19 protein-coding genes are annotated in these 21,536 nt (G+C 73.9%); 10 read left to right on the plus strand and 9 right to left on the minus strand.

From position 1 onward, the window contains the following. Positions 1 to 473: 473 nt before the first annotated feature. From proC to ACF08W_RS32185, 4 genes are all read right to left on the minus strand, one after another. Positions 474 to 1,283 (minus strand): pyrroline-5-carboxylate reductase, encoded by an 810-nt coding sequence (gene proC, locus ACF08W_RS32170; protein WP_392281466.1) that lies wholly within the window; start codon positions 1,281 to 1,283, stop codon positions 474 to 476. Positions 1,284 to 1,352: 69 nt separating this feature from the next. Beyond that, on the minus strand, positions 1,353 to 2,138 hold the full coding sequence (locus tag ACF08W_RS32175; RefSeq protein WP_392281467.1) for a class I SAM-dependent methyltransferase: 786 nt from the start codon (positions 2,136 to 2,138) through the stop codon (positions 1,353 to 1,355). A gap of 53 nt (positions 2,139 to 2,191) precedes the next feature. After that, a complete protein-coding gene (locus tag ACF08W_RS32180; RefSeq protein WP_392281468.1) occupies positions 2,192 to 2,758 on the minus strand; it encodes a hypothetical protein in 567 nt (188 codons plus the stop codon). A gap of 43 nt (positions 2,759 to 2,801) precedes the next feature. Continuing rightward, positions 2,802 to 3,161, minus strand: coding sequence for an SH3 domain-containing protein (locus ACF08W_RS32185; protein ID WP_392281469.1), 360 nt, complete (start codon positions 3,159 to 3,161; stop codon positions 2,802 to 2,804). A 151-nt stretch (positions 3,162 to 3,312) separates the two neighbouring features. On the opposite strand from ACF08W_RS32185, the gene ACF08W_RS32190 reads away from it, so the two are divergent. Further along, the gene (locus tag ACF08W_RS32190; protein WP_392281470.1) at positions 3,313 to 5,487 is read left to right on the plus strand and encodes a serine/threonine-protein kinase; all 2,175 of its coding nucleotides are present in this window, start codon (positions 3,313 to 3,315) and stop codon (positions 5,485 to 5,487) included. Between the two features lie 37 nt (positions 5,488 to 5,524). On the opposite strand, the gene ilvD is transcribed toward ACF08W_RS32190, so the two are convergent. From ilvD to ACF08W_RS32205, 3 genes are all read right to left on the minus strand, one after another. Beyond that, the gene (gene ilvD / locus ACF08W_RS32195; RefSeq protein WP_392281471.1) at positions 5,525 to 7,375 is read right to left on the minus strand and encodes a dihydroxy-acid dehydratase; all 1,851 of its coding nucleotides are present in this window, start codon (positions 7,373 to 7,375) and stop codon (positions 5,525 to 5,527) included. A gap of 124 nt (positions 7,376 to 7,499) precedes the next feature. After that, positions 7,500 to 8,327 carry a sugar phosphate isomerase/epimerase gene (locus ACF08W_RS32200; RefSeq protein WP_352275481.1) on the minus strand — a complete coding sequence of 276 codons (828 nt, stop codon included), beginning with the start codon at positions 8,325 to 8,327 and terminating at the stop codon, positions 7,500 to 7,502. A gap of 95 nt (positions 8,328 to 8,422) precedes the next feature. After that, complete coding sequence (locus tag ACF08W_RS32205) at positions 8,423 to 9,379, minus strand: Ppx/GppA phosphatase family protein (RefSeq protein ID WP_352275482.1); 957 nt, start codon at positions 9,377 to 9,379, stop codon at positions 8,423 to 8,425. Between the two features lie 108 nt (positions 9,380 to 9,487). Between ACF08W_RS32205 and ACF08W_RS32210 the strand changes: the two genes are divergently transcribed. Next, on the plus strand, positions 9,488 to 10,339 hold the full coding sequence (locus ACF08W_RS32210) for a hypothetical protein (RefSeq protein WP_392281472.1): 852 nt from the start codon (positions 9,488 to 9,490) through the stop codon (positions 10,337 to 10,339). 45 nt (positions 10,340 to 10,384) lie between these two features. Here ACF08W_RS32210 and ACF08W_RS32215 read toward each other — a convergent pair whose 3' ends face one another. Then, on the minus strand, positions 10,385 to 12,151 hold the full coding sequence (locus ACF08W_RS32215; protein ID WP_392281473.1) for a hypothetical protein: 1,767 nt from the start codon (positions 12,149 to 12,151) through the stop codon (positions 10,385 to 10,387). A 207-nt stretch (positions 12,152 to 12,358) separates the two neighbouring features. Between ACF08W_RS32215 and radA the strand changes: the two genes are divergently transcribed. After that, positions 12,359 to 13,771, plus strand: coding sequence for a DNA repair protein RadA (gene radA, locus ACF08W_RS32220; RefSeq protein WP_352275487.1), 1,413 nt, complete (start codon positions 12,359 to 12,361; stop codon positions 13,769 to 13,771). An 80-nt stretch (positions 13,772 to 13,851) separates the two neighbouring features. After that, positions 13,852 to 14,976 (plus strand): DNA integrity scanning diadenylate cyclase DisA, encoded by a 1,125-nt coding sequence (gene disA / locus ACF08W_RS32225; RefSeq protein ID WP_352275488.1) that lies wholly within the window; start codon positions 13,852 to 13,854, stop codon positions 14,974 to 14,976. Between the two features lie 81 nt (positions 14,977 to 15,057). Here disA and ACF08W_RS32230 read toward each other — a convergent pair whose 3' ends face one another. Beyond that, positions 15,058 to 15,891, minus strand: a complete 834-nt coding sequence (locus ACF08W_RS32230) for a hypothetical protein (RefSeq protein ID WP_392281474.1) — start codon at positions 15,889 to 15,891, stop codon at positions 15,058 to 15,060. Positions 15,892 to 16,085: 194 nt separating this feature from the next. Here ACF08W_RS32230 and ACF08W_RS32235 point away from each other — a divergent pair, with 194 nt between their 5' ends. From ACF08W_RS32235 to cseC, 6 genes are all read left to right on the plus strand, one after another. After that, on the plus strand, positions 16,086 to 16,724 hold the full coding sequence (locus ACF08W_RS32235) for a phosphatase PAP2 family protein (RefSeq protein ID WP_352275491.1): 639 nt from the start codon (positions 16,086 to 16,088) through the stop codon (positions 16,722 to 16,724). A gap of 178 nt (positions 16,725 to 16,902) precedes the next feature. Continuing rightward, positions 16,903 to 17,805 (plus strand): A/G-specific adenine glycosylase, encoded by a 903-nt coding sequence (locus tag ACF08W_RS32240; protein WP_352275493.1) that lies wholly within the window; start codon positions 16,903 to 16,905, stop codon positions 17,803 to 17,805. A gap of 204 nt (positions 17,806 to 18,009) precedes the next feature. Next, the gene (locus tag ACF08W_RS32245; protein ID WP_352275494.1) at positions 18,010 to 18,618 is read left to right on the plus strand and encodes a SigE family RNA polymerase sigma factor; all 609 of its coding nucleotides are present in this window, start codon (positions 18,010 to 18,012) and stop codon (positions 18,616 to 18,618) included. After that, positions 18,606 to 19,343 (plus strand): hypothetical protein, encoded by a 738-nt coding sequence (locus ACF08W_RS32250; protein WP_385203859.1) that lies wholly within the window; start codon positions 18,606 to 18,608, stop codon positions 19,341 to 19,343. Before ACF08W_RS32245 ends, ACF08W_RS32250 begins: the two co-directional genes overlap by 13 nt. A 10-nt stretch (positions 19,344 to 19,353) precedes the next feature. Then, positions 19,354 to 20,058: a two-component system response regulator CseB gene (cseB, locus tag ACF08W_RS32255; RefSeq protein WP_385203856.1), complete on the plus strand. Its 705-nt coding sequence runs from the start codon at positions 19,354 to 19,356 to the stop codon at positions 20,056 to 20,058. Beyond that, positions 20,055 to 21,464 (plus strand): two-component system sensor histidine kinase CseC, encoded by a 1,410-nt coding sequence (gene cseC, locus ACF08W_RS32260; protein ID WP_392281475.1) that lies wholly within the window; start codon positions 20,055 to 20,057, stop codon positions 21,462 to 21,464. The genes cseB and cseC overlap by 4 nt, the downstream gene beginning before the upstream one ends. Positions 21,465 to 21,536: the final 72 nt, after the last annotated feature.

Genomic DNA, 21,536 nt, shown 5'->3' on the forward strand with positions numbered 1-21,536 from the left:
GGAACGGACGCTTCCTTTGTACTCACCCTCTCGGGCTTTCCTCCGGGCTTTTCCCTTCGGTCTTGCGTTTCCGACTCTATCAGACTCTTTCGAGTCCCGATTCCCGGTCGAAGCGGGTTCCGCTTTCCAGTTCCTCGCTTCCGCGATTCCCTTTCCGGCGGTTCCGACTCTATCAGATCCTTTCGGGCCTGATTCCCAGTCAGCGGGGTTTGTCTTCCCGGCCCTTGGGCCGTTCCGACGAGTGAGACTTTAGCGGATTCCTTGGCTCCGACGCTAATCGGGGGCGTTCTCGCGAACGCGGATTCCTCATTCCGCAAATGCGCACGAAAAACCGGACGACAGGTGTCGCTGGTCAGAAGTGATTACTGCGGATTGGTTGTCCGGGGACCGACCGGAGTCGGCGCTCACGTCGGACAACTCGGAGCACACTACGGATCGGGGCGGGCCGTGTCAACCTCTGGCTCACCGCCGGCTCAGCCGTTGCCGGAGGCCAGTTCGCGGCTGCGGTCGCGGGCGGCTTCGAGGGCGGCGATGAGGGCGGCCCGTACGCCGTGGTTCTCCAGCTCACGGATGGCGCTGATGGTGGTGCCGGCCGGGCTGGTGACGGCTTCGCGCAGTTTGACGGGGTGTTCGCCGCTGTCGCGGAGCATCACGGCGGCGCCGATCGCGGCCTGGACGATCAGCTCGTGGGCCTGGGCGCGGGGCAGGCCGAGCAGGATGCCCGCGTCGGTCATCGCCTCGACCAGGAAGTAGAAGTACGCGGGCCCCGAGCCGGACAGGGCGGTCGCCGCGTCCTGCTGGGACTCGGGGACGCGGAGGGTCTTGCCGACGCCGCCGAAGATCGCCTCCGCGGCGGCGAGGTGCTCGGGCGTGGCGTGGCTGCCCGCCGAGATGACGGACATCCCCTCGTCGACCAGGACCGGGGTGTTCGGCATGACGCGGACGACCGGGGTCTCCGCGGCGAGGCGCTCCTCGATGAACGCGGTGGTGATGCCCGCGGCCGCGCTGATGACCAGGCGGTCGGGGGTCAGGTGCCCGGCGAGCTCGTCGAGGAGGCGGCCCATGTCCTGGGGCTTCACCGCGAGGATGAGGATGTCGGCGCGGGTGGCGGCCTCGGCGTTGTCCACGGAGTCGACGCCGTACCGGTTGCGGAGCTCCTCGGCGCGCTCGGCACGGCGGGTGGTGACCAGCAGGTCCGCCGGGCGCCAGCCCGCCCGGATCATGCCGCTGAGCAGCGCCTCGCCGATCTTTCCGGTGCCGAGGACTGCGACTGTCTGGGCCATGCGGTTCACCCTCCGGGCGGTGCTGACGGTTCTCGGTGCTCGTTGCCCGCCATCCTCCCCCAAGGCTCGTCAGGTCGTCGGGGTGGTCGCCACGTACAGCTGGACGGCGTAGCTCTCCTCGACCGTGCCGTCCGGGAAGACCTCCGCGAGGTGGTCGCGCTCCTCGGTGAGGAAGGTCCGGGTGCGTGCGTCGCCGATGACCAGGAGGGCGGAGTGGCTGCCGAGGTTGGCGAGGTGGGTGTCGAGGGGGACGCGCCGGGTCCAGCGCAGCAGGCGGTGCGCGAAGCCGAGCGCGGGCGGCAGGGTGCGGACGGCGCGGCCGGGGTGGCCGTGGACGGACTCCCCGGCGCCGAGGAAGCGGCGGAGGCGGGCGTCCTGTTCGGCGACCCAGGGGACCGACTGGTCCGAGATGTTCCACCACAGGGCGAGGGCGCCCCCGGGACGCAGGACCCGTACCGCTTCGGGGGCGGCCAGCTCCGGGTCGGTCCAGTGCCAGGACTGGGCGTAGGTGATCAGGTCCGTGGAGGCGGTGGCGAGGGGGAGGTGGTTGCCGTCGCCGCGCACCACGGGCAGGCGGGGCAGCGAGCGGTGCAGCTCCGCCGCCATGCCGGAACCGGGCTCGACGGCGGTGACCCGGGCGCCGCGCTCGTGCAGCAGCCGGGTGGCGATGCCGGTGCCGGCGCCGACGTCGGCGGTGCGGGCGCCGCGCAGGGGGCGGCCGGCCAACTCCTCCACCGCGTCGAGGAGCGCGGGCGGATATCCGGGGCGGGCGGCGGCGTACTGGGCGGCCGCGCGGTCGAAGGAGAGCGCCCGGGGCGTCGGCGGGGCAGTAATGTCGGGGTCGGCGGGGTCCATGGGGTCATCGTGGCCGCCATGGAGGCGCCGCGCCAGGGCGCGGGCTCGTGGCGCTACGGGCGCCTGGGGCGCTTGGGCCTGTTGGTGCCGCCCTGCTTGGCGGACCGGTTCTGCTTGCGGGCCGCCGGGTTCCCTGTCCGGGTGGAGCGGCGCTTCTCGTAGCGGGCCACGGCCGCCTCGTACTCCTCGCGGTGCAGCCGTTCGCCCGGGGCCTCCCGGAACGTGCGGAAGAAGTACGCGAGCAGCGAGCCGACGAAACCGATCGTCTTGATGCCGCGCAGGCTCGCCTCGCGCTCCGGGTCGGCGGGGCGGCGGCCGAAGCCCTCCCAGGTCTTGCGGAAGGCGACGGCGCTGCAGACGGCGAACATCAGCATCACGAGGATGCCGACGAAGCTGCCGACGTCGGCGATCTCCAGGCCCTGGAAGGCGAAGCGCAGGACGAAGCAGGAGGCGACCGCGGCGGCCAGCGAGCCGACCGCCGCGCCCACCCGGCGCAGCCCGTAGCCCCCGCTGTGGTCGACCCAGGTCGTACCGAAGAAACGCAGGGGCTCGGGGTGCGGGCCGGGGGTGGTGGAGCCGGGCGCGGCTCCGGTGCCGGGGGCTTCGCTGTTCTCGCTCACGGAGCCGATTATCCCCGGGCGGGTACGGCGGGAGCCCTGCCGGTCAGTCGCAGCGGGGCGCGATGTAGCCGTCGCTGCCGGTGTGGACGTAGGCGTCCGAGACGAACTGGCCGTTGGCGATGTTGTCCCAGATGTTCGAGGTGCCGTAGGGGCCCTTGACCGACTCGCCCGCCTTCTGGCAGTAGATCCCCACCTTCACCCCGTAGGGGAGCGTGCGGACGATGCCGTACTTGGTGCCCGGGCCCCGGCGGACGTTGACGCGGTAGCCGGGGGCGACCGGGTACCGGGTGACGCCGTCCTCCGCGGCGAGCGCCACGGGGTCGGTGTCCCCGGGTCCGGGCGCGGCGCCGTCCGCGTCCACGGCTTCCGCGGTCGTCACGTCGTTCTCTTCGTCCATGGCCATCAGGGCCTCCCCCTCGCAAGACGGTCCGTACGGCCGGAATCCGGCCCGTACGACAGGTACGACGCGCAGGCTACAAGCCCCCTCCGTATCGCACGCACCATCGACTAGGCTCCGTGCGTCGCGCTTGCGGACGAACACACGGGGGTGGGCGATGCCGCCGCTGCGAGGTACCGGTGCCGGTCCGGAAGCGGAACATCCGGACCATGCGGGCCAGTACCGTCTTGAGACGCGTCTGGGCGCGGGGGGCATGGGGGTCGTGCATCTGGCGCGCTCCGCCTCCGGGCTCCAGCTCGCCGTCAAGGTGGTGCATCAGCAGTACGCCTCGGACCCGGAGTTCAGGGCGCGTTTCCGGCAGGAGGTCGGGGCGGCCCGGCGGGTCAGCGGCGCCTTCACCGCACCCGTCGTCGACGCCGATCCGGACGCCGAGCTGCCCTGGATGGCCACCCTGTACGTTCCCGGTCCGACCCTCTCCGACCAGGTGAAGCGGAACGGGCCGATGGCCCCCGCCGCGCTCCGGCGGCTGACCGCGGGGCTCGCGGAGGCGCTGCGCGACATCCACCGGGCCGGGGTCATCCACCGCGACCTCAAGCCGAGCAACGTGCTGCTCGCCGACTCCGGGCCCAAGGTCATCGACTTCGGGATCTCCCGCCCCTACGACAGCGATCTGCGCACCGAGACCGGCAAGCTGATCGGTTCGCCGCCGTACATGGCGCCCGAGCAGTTCCAGCGGCCGCGCGAGGTCGGGCCCGCCGCCGACGTGTTCGCGCTGGGGGCCGTGCTCGTCCACGCGGCGACCGGGCGGGGGCCCTTCGACTCGGACAGTCCGTACATCGTGGCGTACCAGGTGGTGCACGACGAGGCGGATCTGGCGGGGGTGCCCGAGGACCTGGCCCCGCTGATCGGGCGGTGCCTGGCGAAGGACCCGGCCGAGCGGCCCACCCCCGACGAGATCATGGCGGCGCTGCGGCCGCCGTCGTACGACGCCGCCGCGTTCGTACCGGTGCAGCGGCGGCCGCTCGCCACCTCGGTGCCCGCCCCGGAACCCGGTGGCGGGGACACGGACGCCGACACGCATGTGCGGGCGGCGGGCGGGCGGGTCCGGGCGGGCGGCGGCAAGCGGCGGTGGCTGGCGGCCACGGCGGTACTGCTGGTGATGGGCGCGGGCGGGGCGTGGGTTGTGGGGTCGGGCGCGGTGCTCGGCGGCTCCGGCGGGGCGGCGGCGGAGGGTCCGGCCGAGGGCGCGGAGGAGGACGTGGCGGAGGAGTTCTCGCCGTGGGACATCGCGTTGGGCGGGAAGACGACGCCGGTCTGCGCAGCCCCGGACGGTTCCGCCCTGTACTGCGCGGCGGACGGGACCGGGGCGGCCCGGCTGGACCCCGTCCACGGTCGGATCACGTGGTCGCGGCATGCGGTGGCCGGTGCCCCGGCCGGGGTGGTGTCGGTCTCCGGCGGTCTGGTGCACACGGCGGTGCCGGGCGGGAGGATCCGGGCGTACGACCCCGCCGAGGGCGGGCCGGTCTGGAGCGCGGACCTCTCCCCGTACGAGGGCACCCCTTTCGCCGCGGGCGACACCCTTCTGCTGGTCGCCGGGGACGGCACGACCGAGGCGCTGGACGCCGCGACCGGGGTCTCGCTGTGGCGGCACGCGCTCGCCGGGCACCGGCGCCCCGACTACGCGCTGTACGACGCGGGCACCGGGCTGGCCTACGCCTTCGAGAACTCGTCGTACGGGTCGAGCACGCTGATCACGGCCGTCGATCCCGCGTCGGGCCGCACGGCCTGGCAGCGGCGGCTGGACGGGATGCTGACGCCGGTGGGGAGCGCGGACGGGGCGCTCGTGCTGACCGAGATGAACGGGGACACCCAGACGGTCGGGCTGGTCGGCTACGACCCGAAGACGCGGAAGGCCGTCCGGACCGCGCTGCCGTTCCGGATGAACGATCCGGAGGTCGTGGTGGGCGGGGACACCGCCTATCTGCTGGGGCGCGGCGGGACGCTGGTGGCCGTCGACACCCGGGCGGGGGGCGGTGCCACGGACGCCGGGGACGCGGTGCGCTGGCAGTTGGAGACCGCCGCCGGGCGGACCTCGGCGCCGGTGCTCGCCGCCGGGGACCGGCTGTACTTCTCGGCGGCGGACGGGCGGCTGCTGGCCGTGGACACCGGTCGCGGGAAGCTGCTGGGGCAGACCGGGCCCCGGCTGCGGGACGGGCGGCTTGGCTACGCGGCGGGGCTGCCCGCCCCGGTGGTGGTGGGCCGGGCGGTCGTCGGGACGGCGCCCGACGGGTCCGTGTTCGCCGTGGACGGCGCGGACCCCGCCCGCTGGTGAGGGTTCACCGGCGGACGGGGTCCGGATACGCGGGGGTTCAGCCGAGCTTGGAGACGTCACGCACCGCGCCCCGGTCGGCGCTGGTGGCCATCGCGGCGTAGGCCCGCAGGGCGACGCTGACCTTGCGTTCGCGGTCCTTCGGGGCGTACGTGCCGTTCAGCGCGGCCCGCCGGGCGGCCAGCTCGGCCTCGGGGACCAGCAGTTCGATCGAGCGCCCCGGGATGTCGATCCTGATCCGGTCGCCGTCCTCGACCAGGGCGATCGTGCCGCCCGAGGCGGCCTCCGGCGAGGCGTGGCCGATGGACAGGCCCGACGTACCGCCGGAGAAGCGGCCGTCGGTCACCAGGGCGCAGCTCTTGCCGAGGCCGCGGCCCTTGAGGAAGGAGGTCGGGTAGAGCATCTCCTGCATGCCGGGACCGCCGCGCGGGCCCTCGTAGCGGATGACGACGACGTCGCCCTCCTTGATCTCCTTGCGGAGGATCTTGTCGACGGCCGCCTCCTGCGACTCGCAGACGACCGCCGGGCCCTCGAAGGTCCAGATCGACTCGTCGACGCCCGCCGTCTTCACGACGCAGCCGTCCTCCGCGAGGTTGCCCTTGAGGACCGCGAGGCCGCCGTCCTTGGAGTAGGCGTGCGCCAGGTCGCGGATGCAGCCGCCGGCGGCGTCGAGGTCGAGGGTCTCCCAGCGCTCGGACTGGGAGAAGGCGGTGGCGGAGCGGACGCAGCCGGGGGCGGCGTGCCACAGCTCGACGGCCTCCGGGGAGGGGGAGCCGCCGCGGACGTCCCAGTCCTTCAGCCACTGGTCGAGGGAGTCGGAGTGGACCGCGTGCACGTTCTCGGCGAGGAGTCCGGCGCGGTGCAGTTCGCCGAGGATGGCGGGGATGCCGCCGGCCCGGTGCACGTCCTCCATGTAGTACGTGCCGCCGGGGGCGACGTTGGGGGCGACCTTCGCCAGGCAGGGGACGCGGCGCGAGACGGCGTCGATGTCGGCCAGGTCGTAGTCCAGCTCGGCCTCCTGGGCGGCGGCCAGCAGGTGCAGGATCGTGTTGGTGGAGCCGCCCATGGCGATGTCGAGTGCCATGGCGTTGTCGAAGGCGGCACGGGTGCCGATGGCGCGGGGCAGGACGGTGGCGTCGTCCTGCTCGTAGTGGCGCCGGGTGATCTCGACGATCGTGCGGCCGGCCTCCTCGTACAGCGCCCGGCGGGCGGTGTGGGTGGCGAGGACGGAGCCGTTGCCGGGGAGGGAGAGGCCCAGCGCCTCGGTCAGGCAGTTCATCGAGTTGGCGGTGAACATGCCGGAACAGCTACCGCAGGTGGGGCAGGCGTTCTCCTCGATGCGGAGGATGTCCTCGTCGGAGATGCTCTCGTCCACGGCGTCGCTGATCGCGTTGACCAGGTCGAGCTTGCGGACCGTGCCGTCGACCAGGGTGGCCTTGCCGGCCTCCATCGGGCCGCCGGAGACGAAGACCGTCGGGATGTTGAGGCGCATCGCGGCCATCAGCATGCCCGGGGTGATCTTGTCGCAGTTGGAGATGCAGATCAGCGCGTCCGCGCAGTGCGCCTCGACCATGTACTCGACGGAGTCGGCGATCAGGTCGCGGGAGGGGAGGCTGTAGAGCATCCCGCCGTGGCCCATCGCGATGCCGTCGTCGACGGCGATGGTGTTGAACTCGCGGGGCACGGCGCCCGCCGCCTTGATGGCCTCGGAGACGATCCGGCCGACCGGCGCCAGGTGGGTGTGGCCGGGGACGAACTCGGTGAAGGAGTTGGCGACCGCGATGATCGGCTTGCCGATGTCCTCGCTCGCTACGCCCGAGGCCCGCATGAGGGCTCGGGCGCCCGCCATGTTGCGGCCGTGAGTGACAGTGCGGGACCTCAGCTGGGGCATCGTCTCTCGCTCCTTCGACGTTAAGGACTGTCTTCGAGCGTACGCCCCCCGCTCCAAGATCTGGACAGAGTGTCCGATATGCGGGACGAAACTGCCGGGTGCGCCGCCGGTCCGGGAGGCCGCGCTACGGGTGCTGGGTCCCGGTCGGGGACCAGGCCAGGTGGAGGCGGGTGAAGGCCAGCGCCTCCGCCAGGTCGGCCTCGCGTTCCGCGGCGGACATGGCCCGGCGGGTGTTGACCTCGATGACGACGTGGCCGTCGAAGCCGGTACGGGCCAGGTGCTCCAGGAGCTCGGCGCAGGGCTGGTCGCCCCGGCCGGGCACCAGGTGCTCGTCCTTGTTGGAGCCCTTGCCGTCGGCGAGGTGGACATGGGCGAGCCGGTCGCCCATCCGCCCGACCATCGCCATGCCGTCGGTGCGGGCCGTCGCGGTGTGCGAGAGGTCCACGGTGAAGTGGCGGTAGTCGTTGGCCGTGACGTCCCACTCGGGGGCGTACGCGAGCATCTCGCGGTCCCGGTAGCGCCAGGGGTACATGTTCTCGACGGCGAACCGCACATCGGTCTCGTCGGCCATCCGCCAGATGCCCGTGACGAAGTCGCGCGCGTAGTGGCGCTGCCAGCGGAACGGCGGGTGGACCACGACGGTCGACGCGCCCAGCCGCTCCGCCGCCGTCCGGGCCCGCTGGAGCTTCACCCACGGGTCGGTGGACCAGACGCGCTGGGTGATCAGGAGGCAGGGCGCGTGGACGGCCAGGATCGGCACCCCGTGGTAGTCCGAGAGCCGGCGCAGTGCCTCGATGTCCTGGCTGACGGGGTCGGTCCACACCATGACCTCGACGCCGTCGTAGCCCAGGCGCGCGGCGATCTCGAAGGCCGTCGCCGTCGACTCCGGGTAGACCGAAGCCGTCGACAGGGCGACCTTCGCATCCGGGACGCGCACCACTGGTTCTGCCACTGGGACAGCGTACGGGCAGCGGTACGTCGCGCCGAGGGACCGTGGCGGAAAGTGAGCAGGACCATGGGGCCGGGCGTCCCCGAGGCCCCCGGCCCTCAGCCCGGTGAGGTCAGGGCGGCCCGTTCCGCGGGCAGGTGGTCCAGGCGGCGCAGGATGACGCCCTCGCGCAGCGCCCAGGGGCAGATCTCCAGCTCCTCGACGCCGAGCAGGTCCATCGCGCCCTCCGCGACCAGCGCCCCGGCGAGCAGCTGGCCGGCCCGGCCTTCGGAGACGCCGGGCAGGCCGCCGCGCTGCGCGGAGGTCATCGCGGCCAGCCGGGGCACCCACTCCTCCAGCGCCTTGCGGGAGAGGTTGCGCTGGACGTACAGGCCCTCGGTGGAGCGTGCGGCGCCCGCGATCCTGGCGAGCTGCTTGAAGGTCTTGGAGGTGGCCACGACGTGGTCGGGGCGTCCGAGGCGGGTGAACTCCCCGACGCTGCGGGCGATGGTGGCGCGCACATGGCGGCGGAGCGCCTTCACGTCCGCCGGGTCGGGCGGATCGCCCGGCAGCCACCCGGCGGTGAGCCGGCCCGCCCCGAGCGGCAGCGAGACCGCCACGTCCGGCTCCTCGTCCATGCCGTACGCGACCTCCAGCGAACCGCCGCCGATGTCGAGCACCAGCAGCCGCCCCGACGACCAGCCGAACCAGCGGCGCGCGGCGAGGAAGGTGAGCCGGGCCTCCTCCGGGCCGCTCAGGACGGTGAGGTCGACACCGGTCTCCTCGCGCACCCGGGCCAGCACCCGGTCGGCGTTGCTCGCCTCCCGCACCGCCGAGGTGGCGAACGGCAGGACGTCCTCGCACCCCTTGTCCTCGGCGGCCTGGAGCGCGTCGGCGACCGTGGCGACCAGCCGGTCCACACCTTCGGGGCTGATCGCCCCGTCCTCGTCGAGGAGTTCGGCCAGGCGCAGCTCGGCCTTGTGGGAATGCGCGGGCAGCGGACGCGCTCCGGGGTGCGCGTCCACCACCAGGAGGTGCACCGTGTTCGAACCCACGTCCAGGACTCCGAGTCTCATGGCCGAAACGCTACCGGGGCCCCGAGACCGCTCCGACCGGTGGTCCGGGGGTGCTCCCGCCCCGCTCCGGCCCGCCGTCCGGCCCTCCGTCGGCCGTACGCTGGGCACGTGCCAAAGACGAAAAAGGCGAAGCCGGGCAAAAACACGAAGAAGCAGAAGGCGGAGCAGACGATGCAGCGGGAAGTGAACGGTCCGGCCCCCGCCGGGGACGGGGCCGACGACGAGGTGGGGATCGATTTCGCCCGCGCCTGGGTCGAGTTCCCCGACCCCGAGGACGACGAGCAGGTCTTCCGCTGCGACCTGACCTGGCTGACCTCCCGGTGGACCTGCGTCTTCGGCAGCGGCTGCCGGGGCATCCAGGCGGGCCGGGCCGACGACGGCTGCTGCACGCTGGGCGCGCACTTCTCGGACGAGGACGACGAGCGGCGGGTGGCCTCGCACGTCGAGCGGCTGACACCGGAACTGTGGCAGTTCCACGACGTCGGCACCGGCACCGGCTGGGTCGAGGTCGACGACGACGGGGAGCGCCAGACCCGCCGCTGGCAGGGCTCGTGCATCTTCCAGAACCGGCCGGGGTTCGCGGCGGGCGCCGGCTGCTCGCTGCACATCCTGGCGCTGCGCGAGGGCCGGGAGCCGCTGGAGACGAAGCCGGACGTCTGCTGGCAGCTGCCGGTCCGGCGCACCTACGACTGGATCGACCGGCCCGACAACACCCGGGTGCTCCAGGTGTCGATCGGCGAGTACGACCGCCGGGGCTGGGGCCCCGGCGGCCACGACCTGCACTGGTGGTGCACCTCGGCGACCTCGGCGCACGGGGCCGGGGAGCCGGTGTACGTCTCGTACCGGCCCGAGCTCACCGAGATGATGGGCGAGAAGGCGTACCAGCGGCTGGCCGAGCTGTGCGAGGAGCGGCTCTCCGCCCTGCTGCCGATGGCCCCGCACCCGGCCGACCCGGCCTGATCGTTCCGCCGGGGCCGACCGCGGCCGCCAGGACCGTCGGAGCCGTCAGCCGGACGGGGGCGGCTCGGCGGGGCCCGTGGAGCCGGTCGGGCCCGGGGACTCCGCGGGGTGGCCGCCCTGGCCCGGGCCCGGGTCCGGCGGGGTCGTCGTGGGCGTCGGGGACGGCGTCGGGTCGACGGGCGCCGGGGCCGTGGGCGACGGGTCCGGCGCGGGCCGGGCGGGCGCCGCGGTCACCAAGGGCCGGAGCGGCGGAGGGGCGGGGGCGGGCGGCCGCGCCCCGCTCCCCCGGACCACCACCACCGAGCCGGACGGGGCGAGCGTGATGCGCGCGCTCCACGGACCGGCCGGTTCCCGCCGGTGGTCCACCAGGACCCGGAGCGTGGTGGAGCCGCCCGTGGCGAGCGTGCCCGAGGGGCGGCTCAGCCGCACCCAGGAGGCGTCCGCGTGGGCCGACCAGGCGACCGGCGCCCCGCCCGAGGCGGTCAGCCGGATGCGGGTGGCGTCGCCGGAGGTGCGGGCCTCGACGGTGAGACCGGGGCCGGAGCCGATCACCTCCACCGAGACGTCCGGGGCCCGGTCGTCCCCGGAACCGCCGGGCTGGGGGCGGGCGTTGCCCGCGTTCTCGTAACGGCTGCCCGAGGGGGCGGGGCCGCGGTGCCCCTCGCTCTCGGTGGCGGCGATCGACGCGCCGCCCCGGCCCTCCCCGGACTGCGGCGCGCCCCGGTAGGCGGTCCACAGCGCGATCACCGGGGCGGCGACGACCGTGGCGACCACCGTCGTCGTGACGACCCTGGCCCGCAGCCGGTCCCGGCGCGCGGCGTGGTCCTTCGGGTCCATCGGGAAGCCCGACCGGTCGAAGCGCGGGCCGCCGGAGCGGCTGCGCTGCGCGTGGGCCATCGCGACGTACGCCGAGCGGCGGGGCGCGGCGACGACCGGCAGCGCGGCGGCCGGGGCGACGGTGGAACCGGGCCACGGCCCCTTGGCACCGGCGCGCTCGGCGGCCCGGCGGCAGCGCGGGCAGTCGTCGACATGGCGGACCAGCTCGCGGCGGAGGGCGGCGGAGAGCAGGACCCGGTGGTCGCCGGTGAGCCGGGCGACGACCGGGCAGTTGCCCGTCTCGACGACGGCGAGGGCGGCGCGGGTGCGCTCCACCTCGCAGGCGGCGGCGGCCAGCAGCTCGCGGGCGGCGGCCGGGTCGAGGCCGAGGACGGAGGCGACGGCGCCCGGGGCGAGGCGGTGGCGCACCGCGAGTTCGAGCGCCTCGCGCTGCTCGGGGGTGGTGCCGGCCGCCTCGGGCCAGGCCAGTTGGGCCAGCTCGCGGCGGTGCGCCTCGGCGTCCTCCGCCTCGGGGGACGCGGCGGCCCCGGAGGCGGGCGGGGACGCGGGGGCGGGGAGCGGGGAGCGGGACAGGGGCGTGCGGCGCCCGGTGCGCGCCCCCGGGGCGGTCGCGCCGGCCCGGCGCCGATGGGCCTGGCGGCCCCGCTTCTGCTCGGTGAGCTTGCGCAGGCACATCCACCGGGCGAGCGCGTACAGCCAGGATTTACGTTCCTCCTCGCCCGCCGGACACCGGCCGCCCTGCCGTTCCGCGATCGCCAGCACACCGCCGAGCGCCTCGGTGGCGGCGTCGTGGTCGCAGAGCACGGAGAGGCAGTAGGTGAACAGGCCGTCGAGATGCGGTTCGTAGCGGACGGGCGGCCGGCGCGACGAGGAGGACAGCGCGGACGGCGTGTACGCCGAAAGGCGGGGCGCACTGCCCCGCGTCCGGTGTGCGCCGGTGGTGTGTGTGGGGGGCTCCAGACCGCTGCTCGTCACCTTGCGACCGTAGGCAGCACCCGGCACACCATTAGCTCACCTTCAGCACTTTTAACCCTTACGGGTGAACGTATCGCTCAAAAGGGGACAGGAATCCTGGATTCCGTCGAGCGGTCCGCACCCCGGACGCCCTGCGGGGCCCGGCGGTTCCGGGGCTCCGCAGCGGTGCCGACGGCGTTGTCGTACCCCACCTATACGGTGGGCGTCATGGCTGCCCGTACGAAATCCGCGAAGGACCGGCCGTCCTACCGCTGCTCCGAATGCGGCTGGACGACCGCCAAATGGCTCGGCCGCTGCCCCGAATGCCAGGCGTGGGGGACGGTCGAGGAGTTCGGCGGCGCCCCCGCCGTGCGGACCACCGCGGCCGGCCGGGTCAGCTCCGCCGCCCTCCCCATCGGCCAGGTCGACAGCCGGCAGGCCACCGCCCGGTCGACCGGCGTCGGTGAGCTGGACCGGGTGCTCGGCGGCGGTCTCGTGCCGGGCGCCGTCGTGCTCCTCGCGGGCGAGCCGGGCGTCGGCAAGTCGACGCTACTGCTGGACGTGGCCGCGAAGTCGGCGTCCGACGAGCACCGCACGCTCTACGTCACGGCTGAGGAGTCGGCGAGCCAGGTCCGGCTGCGCGCCGACCGCATCCGCGCGATCAACGACCACCTCTACCTCGCCGCCGAGACGGACCTCTCCGCCGTCCTCGGCCATCTGGACGCCGTCAAGCCCTCCCTGCTCATCCTCGACTCGGTGCAGACCGTCGCCTCGCCGGAGATCGAGGGGGCGCCGGGCGGCATGGCACAGGTGCGGGAAGTGGCCGGGGCCCTGATCCGGGCCTCCAAGGAGCGCGGCATGTCCACGCTGCTGGTCGGCCATGTCACCAAGGAGGGCTCGATCGCGGGCCCCCGCCTGCTGGAGCACCTGGTGGACGTGGTGCTGTCCTTCGAGGGCGACCGCCATGCCCGCCTCCGTCTCGTCCGCGGCGTCAAGAACAGGTACGGGGCGACCGACGAGGTCGGCTGCTTCGAACTGCACGACGAGGGGATCACCGGCCTCGCCGACCCCTCCGGCCTCTTCCTCACCCGGCGCGACGAGCCGGTCCCCGGCACCTGCCTGACCGTCACGCTGGAGGGCAAGCGGCCGCTGGTCGCCGAGGTCCAGGCGCTCACGGTCGACTCCCAGATCCCCTCGCCCCGACGCACCACCTCGGGCCTGGAGACCTCCCGGGTCTCGATGATGCTCGCGGTCCTGGAGCAGCGCGGCCGGATCAGCGCGCTCGGCAAGCGCGACATCTACAGCGCGACGGTGGGCGGGGTGAAGCTCTCGGAGCCCGCCGCGGACCTCGCGGTGGCACTGGCGCTGGCCAGCGCGGCCAGTGACACCCCCCTGCCGAAGAACCTGGTGGCGATCGGCGAGGTGGGCCTCGCGGGCGAGGTCAGAAGGGTGACGGGGGTGCAGCGCAGGCTGGCCGAGGCGCACCGCCTGGGGTTCACGCACGCGCTGGTGCCGACCGATCCGGGGAAGATCCCGGCCGGTATGAAGGTCACAGAAGTCGCCAACATGGGCGATGCGCTCAGAGTCCTCCCGCGCCGGTCTCGCGCACAGGCCCCCCAGGAGGAGGGCGCACGCCGGTAGACTTTGCCCTGGTCTCGCCCGTCCGTGCGAATGGCACGAGGGACGTAAGGGCACCGCGAACCTGTGACCGGAGGAGTGCAGTGGCAGCCAACGACCGGGCAGCATCGCCCGGAAAGTCCGGCCAAGGCACCGGTAACGAGGCGCTGATGCGCGCCTCGCTGAGCGCCGTCGCGCCCGGAATGGCGCTGCGGGACGGTCTGGAGCGCGTCCTCCGCGGCAACACCGGCGGGCTGATCGTGCTGGGCATGGACAAGACCGTCGAGTCGATGTGCACCGGCGGATTCGTGCTGGACGTGGAGTTCACCGCGACCCGGCTGCGCGAGCTGGCCAAGCTGGACGGCGCGCTGATCCTCGACAAGGACATGACCAAGATCCTGCGCGCCGGTGTGCAGCTGGTGCCGGACGCCTCCATCCCCACCGAGGAGACCGGCACCCGGCACCGCACCGCGGACCGGGTCTCCAAGCAGTGCAACTTCCCGGTCGTCTCGGTCTCCCAGTCGATGCGCCTGATCGCCCTGTACGTGGACGGGGAGCGGCGGGTCCTGGAGGAGTCCGGCGCGATCCTCTCCCGGGCCAACCAGGCCCTCGCCACCCTGGAGCGGTACAAGCTCCGGCTCGACGAGGTCGCGGGCACGCTCTCCGCGCTGGAGATCGAGGACCTGGTGACGGTCCGGGACGTGACGGCGGTCTCCCAGCGGCTGGAGATGGTCCGCCGGATCGCCACCGAGATCGCGGAGTACGTGGTCGAGCTGGGCACCGACGGCCGTCTCCTCTCGCTCCAGCTCGACGAGCTGATCGCCGGCGTCGAGCCGGAGCGCGAGCTGGTCGTGCGCGACTACGTGCCGGAGCCGACCGCGAAGCGCTCCCGCACGGTCGCCGAGGCGCTGACCGAGCTGGACGCGCTCTCCCACACCGAGCTGCTCGAACTCCCCGTCGTGGCACGGGCGCTGGGCTACAGCGGCTCTCCCGAGACGCTGGACTCGGCGGTCTCGCCGCGCGGTTTCCGGCTGCTGGCCAAGGTGCCGCGGCTGCCCGGCGCGATCATCGACCGGCTGGTGGAGCACTTCGGCGGTCTGCAGAAGCTGCTCGCCGCCAGCGTGGACGATCTCCAGACCGTGGACGGCGTCGGCGAGGCGCGGGCGCGCAGTGTGCGCGAGGGACTGTCCCGGCTGGCCGAGTCGTCGATCCTCGAACGGTACGTGTGACGGCCGCCGCCGGACCGGTACATGCGGAAGGGGCCCGGTTTCCCGGGCCCCTTCCGCATGTCCGGGGGCGTGTGCCGGGGCTCAGTCCTTCGCGAGGACGAAGGGGGCGCGCTGCACCGGCACACCCGGCACCTTCGCCTCGACCAGGTACGTGCCCGGCCCGGCCGAACCCGCCGGGGGCGTCGCGCAGCGCGCGGAGCTCTTGTGGCGGTCCCACTCCACGGTGTGCAGGACCGTACCGCCCGCCGGGACCTTGATCAGCAGGGGTTCCGTGACGCTCGGGCAGTCCTTGGACGACCAGACGCGGTCGTTGTCGCCGCCCGCCCTGGTGACGGTGAGCACCGCGCTCCTCGGCCCGAGGTCGGCCTTGCAGGTGGCGGCCGAGGTGTTGCTGACGGTCAGTCGGAACTTCGGCTTCTCGCCGGGGGCGTAGCTGTTCGCGGTGGCCAGGCTCAGCCGGAGCGCCTCGGGGGCGCAGTCGGGAAGCGGGGACGAGGCCGGGACCCGCTGGCCCGCCGCGCCGCCGGAACCGGTACCGGAACCGGAGCCGCCCGCGTCACCGGCCTCGGTGGCCGCGCCGCCGCCCGCGTCCGTGCCGCTGGAACCGGAACCGGAGCCCGCGCCGCCGGAGCCCGCGCCCGTGGCGCCGGAGTCGCCGCCGGAGTCGCCCGCCTCGTCGCGGCCGCCGGGCTGCTGGCTGATGGCCGGGCCGGAGCCGCCGGGGCCCGGGGTGATCTCGCTCGCGGGCCCCGAACCGGCGGGCTTGGCATCGCTCTTGGCGCCCTTGCTCCCGCCCGAGGTCACGGCCCAGAAGATCAGCACCGAGATCAGCGCGACGAGCGACAGCGCAACGGCCCTTCGCCGCCAGTAGATGGTGGAGGGAAGCGGACCGATCGGATTACGCAGAGATCCCACGGCTCAAACTCTACGAGAGATCGGCACCGGCTCCCGCCCCACCCGCCGTTCGGGTCAGCAAGTTTTACGGATCATCATCCCGACGCCCGCGCTCCGCACCCCATTTGCCCCCACATCGCCCCTGCGCCCCGGGACGGTTGAACAAGGGGCGGCTCCTGAATGAACTTCAGGTTCCATTCATTACCCTCTGTCGGATGGACAGCTCAGTTACCGCCCCGCTCTACCGGGACATCACCGACTTCGCCCATGACATGCCGTCATGGGTGCAGCATCTGGCCGAGATATGGACGGAGCTCGGGCTCCTCCTCTTCGGCCTCCTGTTCGTCACCGGGTGGTGGCGGGCCCGCACCCGCGACGACCGCGGCCTGGCCCTGGCGGTGCTGGCACCGGTGGCGACGGCCTTCGGCTATGTGGTCAGCGAAGTACTCAAGTCGGCGGTGACCGAGGAGCGGCCGTGCCGGGCGGTCGCCGGGGCCGCGGCCTCCCTGGTGACCTGCCCGCCCTACGGCGACTGGTCCTTCCCCAGCAACCACTCCGCGATCGCGGGCGCGGCGGCGGTCGCGGTGGCGCTCGTCCGGCCCGTGCTGGCCTGGCTGACCGTGCCGATGGCGCTGCTGATGGCCTTCTCCCGGGTCTTCGTCGGCGTGCACTACCCGCACGACGTGGCGGTCGGCCTGGTGCTGGGCGCCCTGGTCTCGGCGCTGGTGATCGCCGTACTGCGCCGCCCCGTGCAGTCCCTCGCCCGAACGGTACGGAGCAGCGGGGCGCCCCTGGCGGCCTGGGCCTCCGGACCGGGCGCGACGACCCGGCGTTCCCGGCGGCGGCACGGCTGAGCGCGCGCACCGGGGCGCGGGTGCGGCGTACGGGCCGCGCGCCCCGGTGCCTCTTGGGCCGGTTGCCGGACCCTCGGGTCTCGGACGGGTGGCGTTATCACCCCAAGGGCCCCCAGGAGTGGCGACACCGCCGTGGGCGGAACCGTTGTCCGGCCTTCCGTGCCAGGATCGAGGGGCGATGACTGCCACGACTTCGACACAGACGCCCCCCACGTCCCTCCACTCCCCCGTGATCAGCTGGTTCGACGAGCACGCCCGCGATCTGCCCTGGCGCCGCCCCGAAGCGGGTGCCTGGGGCGTCATGGTCAGCGAGTTCATGCTCCAGCAGACCCCCGTGAACCGGGTCCTGCCGGTGTACGAGCAGTGGCTGGCCCGCTGGCCCCGCCCCGCCGACCTGGCCGCCGAACCGCCCGGCGAGGCGGTCCGCGCCTGGGGCCGGCTCGGCTACCCCCGCCGGGCGCTCCGGCTGCACGGTGCCGCACAGGCCATAACGGAACGCCACGGCGGCGATGTACCGAGCGAGCACGGCCAGCTGCTCGCGCTCCCCGGCATCGGCGAGTACACCGCCGCCGCGGTGGCCTCGTTCGCGTACGGACAGCGGCACGCCGTGCTCGACACGAACGTCCGCCGGGTCTTCGCCCGGGCCGCCACCGGCATCCAGTACCCGCCGAACGCGACGACCGCCGCCGAACGCAGGCTGGCCCGGGAGCTGCTCCCCGAGGAGGACGAGCGGGCCGCCCGCTGGGCCGCCGCGACGATGGAGCTCGGCGCCCTGGTCTGCACCGCGAAGAACGAGGACTGCACCCGCTGTCCGATCGCCCGGCAGTGCGCCTGGCGGCTGGCCGGGAAACCCGCCCACCAGGGGCCGGCCCGGCGCGGCCAGACGTACGCGGGCACCGACCGGCAGGTCCGCGGCCGGCTCCTCGCGGTGCTGCGCGACTCCGTGGCCCCGGTGTCGCAGTCGGCGCTGGACGCGGTGTGGGACGAGCCCGTGCAACGGGCCCGCGCCCTGGACGGCCTGGTCGCCGACGGCCTGGTCGAACCCCTGCCCGGCGGGCAGTACCGGCTTCCCCTCACCTGACCACTCCCCGAATCTGCCCCCGGCGCTCCCCCGTGCGCCCTCGTTGTTACACAACCGATGGGCAGCCGTGCGTCGGCGTATGGCTGCTCCGCACAGCCTCGTGACAACCGCTCCGTAGCGTTTTCCCATCAGCCCGACGACGGCCCGACCGCACAACGGCCGGCGTCGGCAGCACGGGGATCCACGGGGACGGAGGCGGTTGGAATGGCGCAGGGCGAGGTACTCGCGTTCGAGGACTACGTACGCACTCGGCAGGACGCGCTGCTGCGCAGCGCGCGACGGCTGGTCCCCGACCCGGTGGACGCGCAGGACCTGCTCCAGACCGCCCTGGCCCGTACGTACGGCCGCTGGGACGGGATCGCCGACAAGTCGCTGGCCGACGCCTACCTCCGTCGCGTCATGATCAACACCCGTACCGAGTGGTGGCGGGCGCGCAAGCTGGACGAGGTCCCGACCGAGCAGCTGCCCGACGCCAGCGTCGAGGACGGCACCGAGCAGCGCGCCGACCGCGCCCTGCTGATGGACGTGCTCGGCGTGCTGGCTCCCAAGCAGCGCAGCGTCGTCGTGCTGCGACACTGGGAGCAGATGAGCACGGAGGAGACGGCCGCCGCGCTCGGCATGTCTGCCGGTACGGTGAAGAGCACGCTGCACCGTGCGCTGGCACGGCTGCGCCAGGAGCTGGAGAGCCGCGAGGCGGCGAGCCGGGAGGCCCGGATCGCCGAGGAGCGGCGGCGGCCGGTCGGCCGCGTTCCGGCGCGGGCGCGGGCGGGCAGGCATACGGACGAACGGGGGCGGGAGCGGTGCGCGGCCTGACAGCCAGCGGCGACGGCGGTGACCGTGGCAGCGGAAGAGACGACGGCGGCCACGCGGCCGCCGTCCGGCGTGGCCGGCGCCTGACCGGCCGGGCGGCGGCCGCCACGACCCTGGTCGGGCTCGCCGCCTTCGGGCTGTTCACGGCGAGCTGCTCGACCGGCGGCACCGGCACCCGGGACGAGGGCCCGGCCGGTACCCAGCCCGTCGCCCAGGTCACCCCCGGCGACACCCCCTCCTCGTCCGCCCGGCCCGCCACCCGGGTCGACCCCGTGGCGCTGCTCAAGCGGGACCCCAGGGTCAGCGAGCGGGTCCGGACGGACCTGAAGCCCTGCGCCGGTTCCGACTACCCGGTGGACACCTCGTACGGCACGCTGACCGGCGGCCCGGCGCCCGATGTCGTGGTGAACGTGATGACCTGCGCCGATTCGGTGGGCGTGGGCACGTACGTGTACCGGCGGGAGGGCAACGGCTCGTACCAGAACGTGTTCGCCGTCGAGCAGCCCGCCGTCTACGGGACCATCGACCGCGGCGATCTGGTGGTGACGACCCAGGTCTACGAGAAGAAGGACGCGGTCGCGTACCCCTCCGGCGAGGAAGTGATCACCTACCGCTGGGCGGGCAACCGGTTCGGCGAACACGACCGGGTGCACAACGACTTCAACCGAGCCGTGGGCAACGGCGGGGCCGCCCTCCCGGGGACGGACGCCGGGCCGGCGGGGAACTGAGAGCATTCCGATGGCCGAGACCCATGTCCTGTTCGTCGAGGACGACGACGTCATCCGCGAAGCCACCCAGTTGGCGCTGGAGCGCGACGGCTTCGCGGTCACCGCGATGCCCGACGGGCTCTCGGGCCTGGAGGCGTTCCGGGCGGACCGCCCCGACATCGCCCTGCTCGACGTGATGGTGCCGGGGCTCGACGGGGTCAGCCTCTGCCGCCGCATCCGCGACGAGTCGACGGTTCCCGTGATCATGCTGTCGGCCCGCGCCGACTCGATCGACGTGGTGCTGGGCCTGGAGGCCGGTGCGGACGACTACGTCACCAAACCGTTCGACGGGGCGGTGCTGGTGGCCCGTATCCGCGCCGTGCTGCGCCGGTTCGGCCATGCCTCGGGCGGGCAGGCGGGCGGCGGCGAGCCGGAGTCGGAGGACGCCGGCGGGGTGCTGGTCTTCGGTGACCTGGAGGTCGACACCGAGGGCATGGCCGTGCACCGGGGCGGTGAGCGGGTGGCGCTGACCCCGACGGAGATGCGGCTGCTGCTGGAGTTCTCGGCGGCGCCGGGCACGGTCCTCTCCCGCGACAAGCTCCTGGAACGGGTCTGGGACTACGGATGGGGCGGTGACACCCGGGTCGTGGACGTCCATGTGCAGCGGCTGCGCACCAAGATCGGCCAGGACCGGATCGAGACGGTCCGCGGCTTCGGCTACAAACTCCGGCCGTGAAGCGGCCCGCCCTGCGGACGGGGGTCCGCTGGAAGATCAGCATCGCGATCGCCGCGGTCGGGGCGCTGACCGCGGTCGCGCTCAGCTTCGTCGTGCACAACGCGGCCCGGGTCTCGATGCTGGAGAACGCCCGCGAGGTCCAGTTGGAGCGGCTGACGTACGCGCAGCTCCTGTACGAGGCGACGAAGACGAAGAAGGCCGATCCCCGCTTCGGCGCCAAGCTCAACGATCCGACGATGCCGCAGAGCCTGCGCGCGGAGACCGCCAAGAACCGGCGGGCCACCCATGTCGAGGAGACCGCGAAGGGCGTGCCCGACGTGTGGGCGGCGGTCCCGGTCGGTCACGGCGACGTGCTCTCGCTGCACACCCGGTTCGCCGGGCGCAGCTCCACGATCATGGCCGATCTGGACCGGGCGCTGATCATCGGCTCGGTCTCGGTGGTGTTCGGCGGCTGCGCGCTGGGGGTGCTGATCGGCGGCCAGCTGTCGCGCCGGCTGCGCAAGGCGGCGGCCGCGGCGGGCCGGGTCGCCCAGGGCAACACGGACGTACGGGTGCGGGACGCGGTCGGCGGGGTCGTCCGGGACGAGACGGACGAGCTGGCCGGCGCGGTGGACGCGCTGACGGACGCGTTGAACGCGCGGATCGAGGCGGAGCGGCGGGTCACCGCGGACATCGCGCACGAGCTGCGTACGCCGGTGACCGGGCTGCTCACGGCGGCCGAGCTGCTGCCCCCGGGGCGCCCGACCGAGCTGGTGCGGGACCGGGCGCAGGCGATGCGGACGCTGGTCGAGGACGTGCTGGAGGTGGCCCGGCTGGACAGCGCGTCGGAGCGGGCCGAGCTCCAGGAGCTGGCGCTGGGCGAGTTCGTCAGTCGGCGGATCGGGCTGCTGAACCCGGACGTGACGGTGCGGGTGGTGCACGAGTCGTACGTCAGCACCGATCCCCGGCGGCTGGAGCGGATCCTGGGGAACCTGCTGGGCAACGCCGCCAAGCACGGCGCCACCCCGGTGGAGGTGACGGTCGAGGGCCGGGTGGTCCGGATCCGCGACCACGGTCCCGGGTTCCCGGCGGACCTGCTGCGCGAGGGGCCGAGCCGGTTCCGTACCGGCAGCAGTGACCGGGCGGGCCGGGGGCACGGCCTCGGGCTGACCATCGCCGCCGGTCAGGCACGGGTCCTCGGGGCCCGGCTGACCTTCCGCAACGCGGGGCCCGAGGGGGCGGCGCAGGGCTCCGGCGGGGCCATCGCGGTGCTGTGGCTGCCGGAGCACGCGCCGACGAACACCGGGAGCTTCCCCATCCTCGCGGTGGCGGAGCAGCGTGCCGCGGAGAGCGCGGGCGGCGACGCGGACGGGGACAGCGGCAGCAGCGACGGTGCCGGGGCGGCGCCGGGGCGCAAGCGGGCGTAACGGCGGCGCGGCCGAGCACGGACGCGCGGACCGGCGGCCGAGCGCGGGCGCGAAACGGCGGGAGGCCCCCGG

It is taken from the genome of Streptomyces sp. NPDC015144 (assembly GCF_043079735.1).
Lineage (GTDB): Bacteria > Actinomycetota > Actinomycetes > Streptomycetales > Streptomycetaceae > Streptomyces.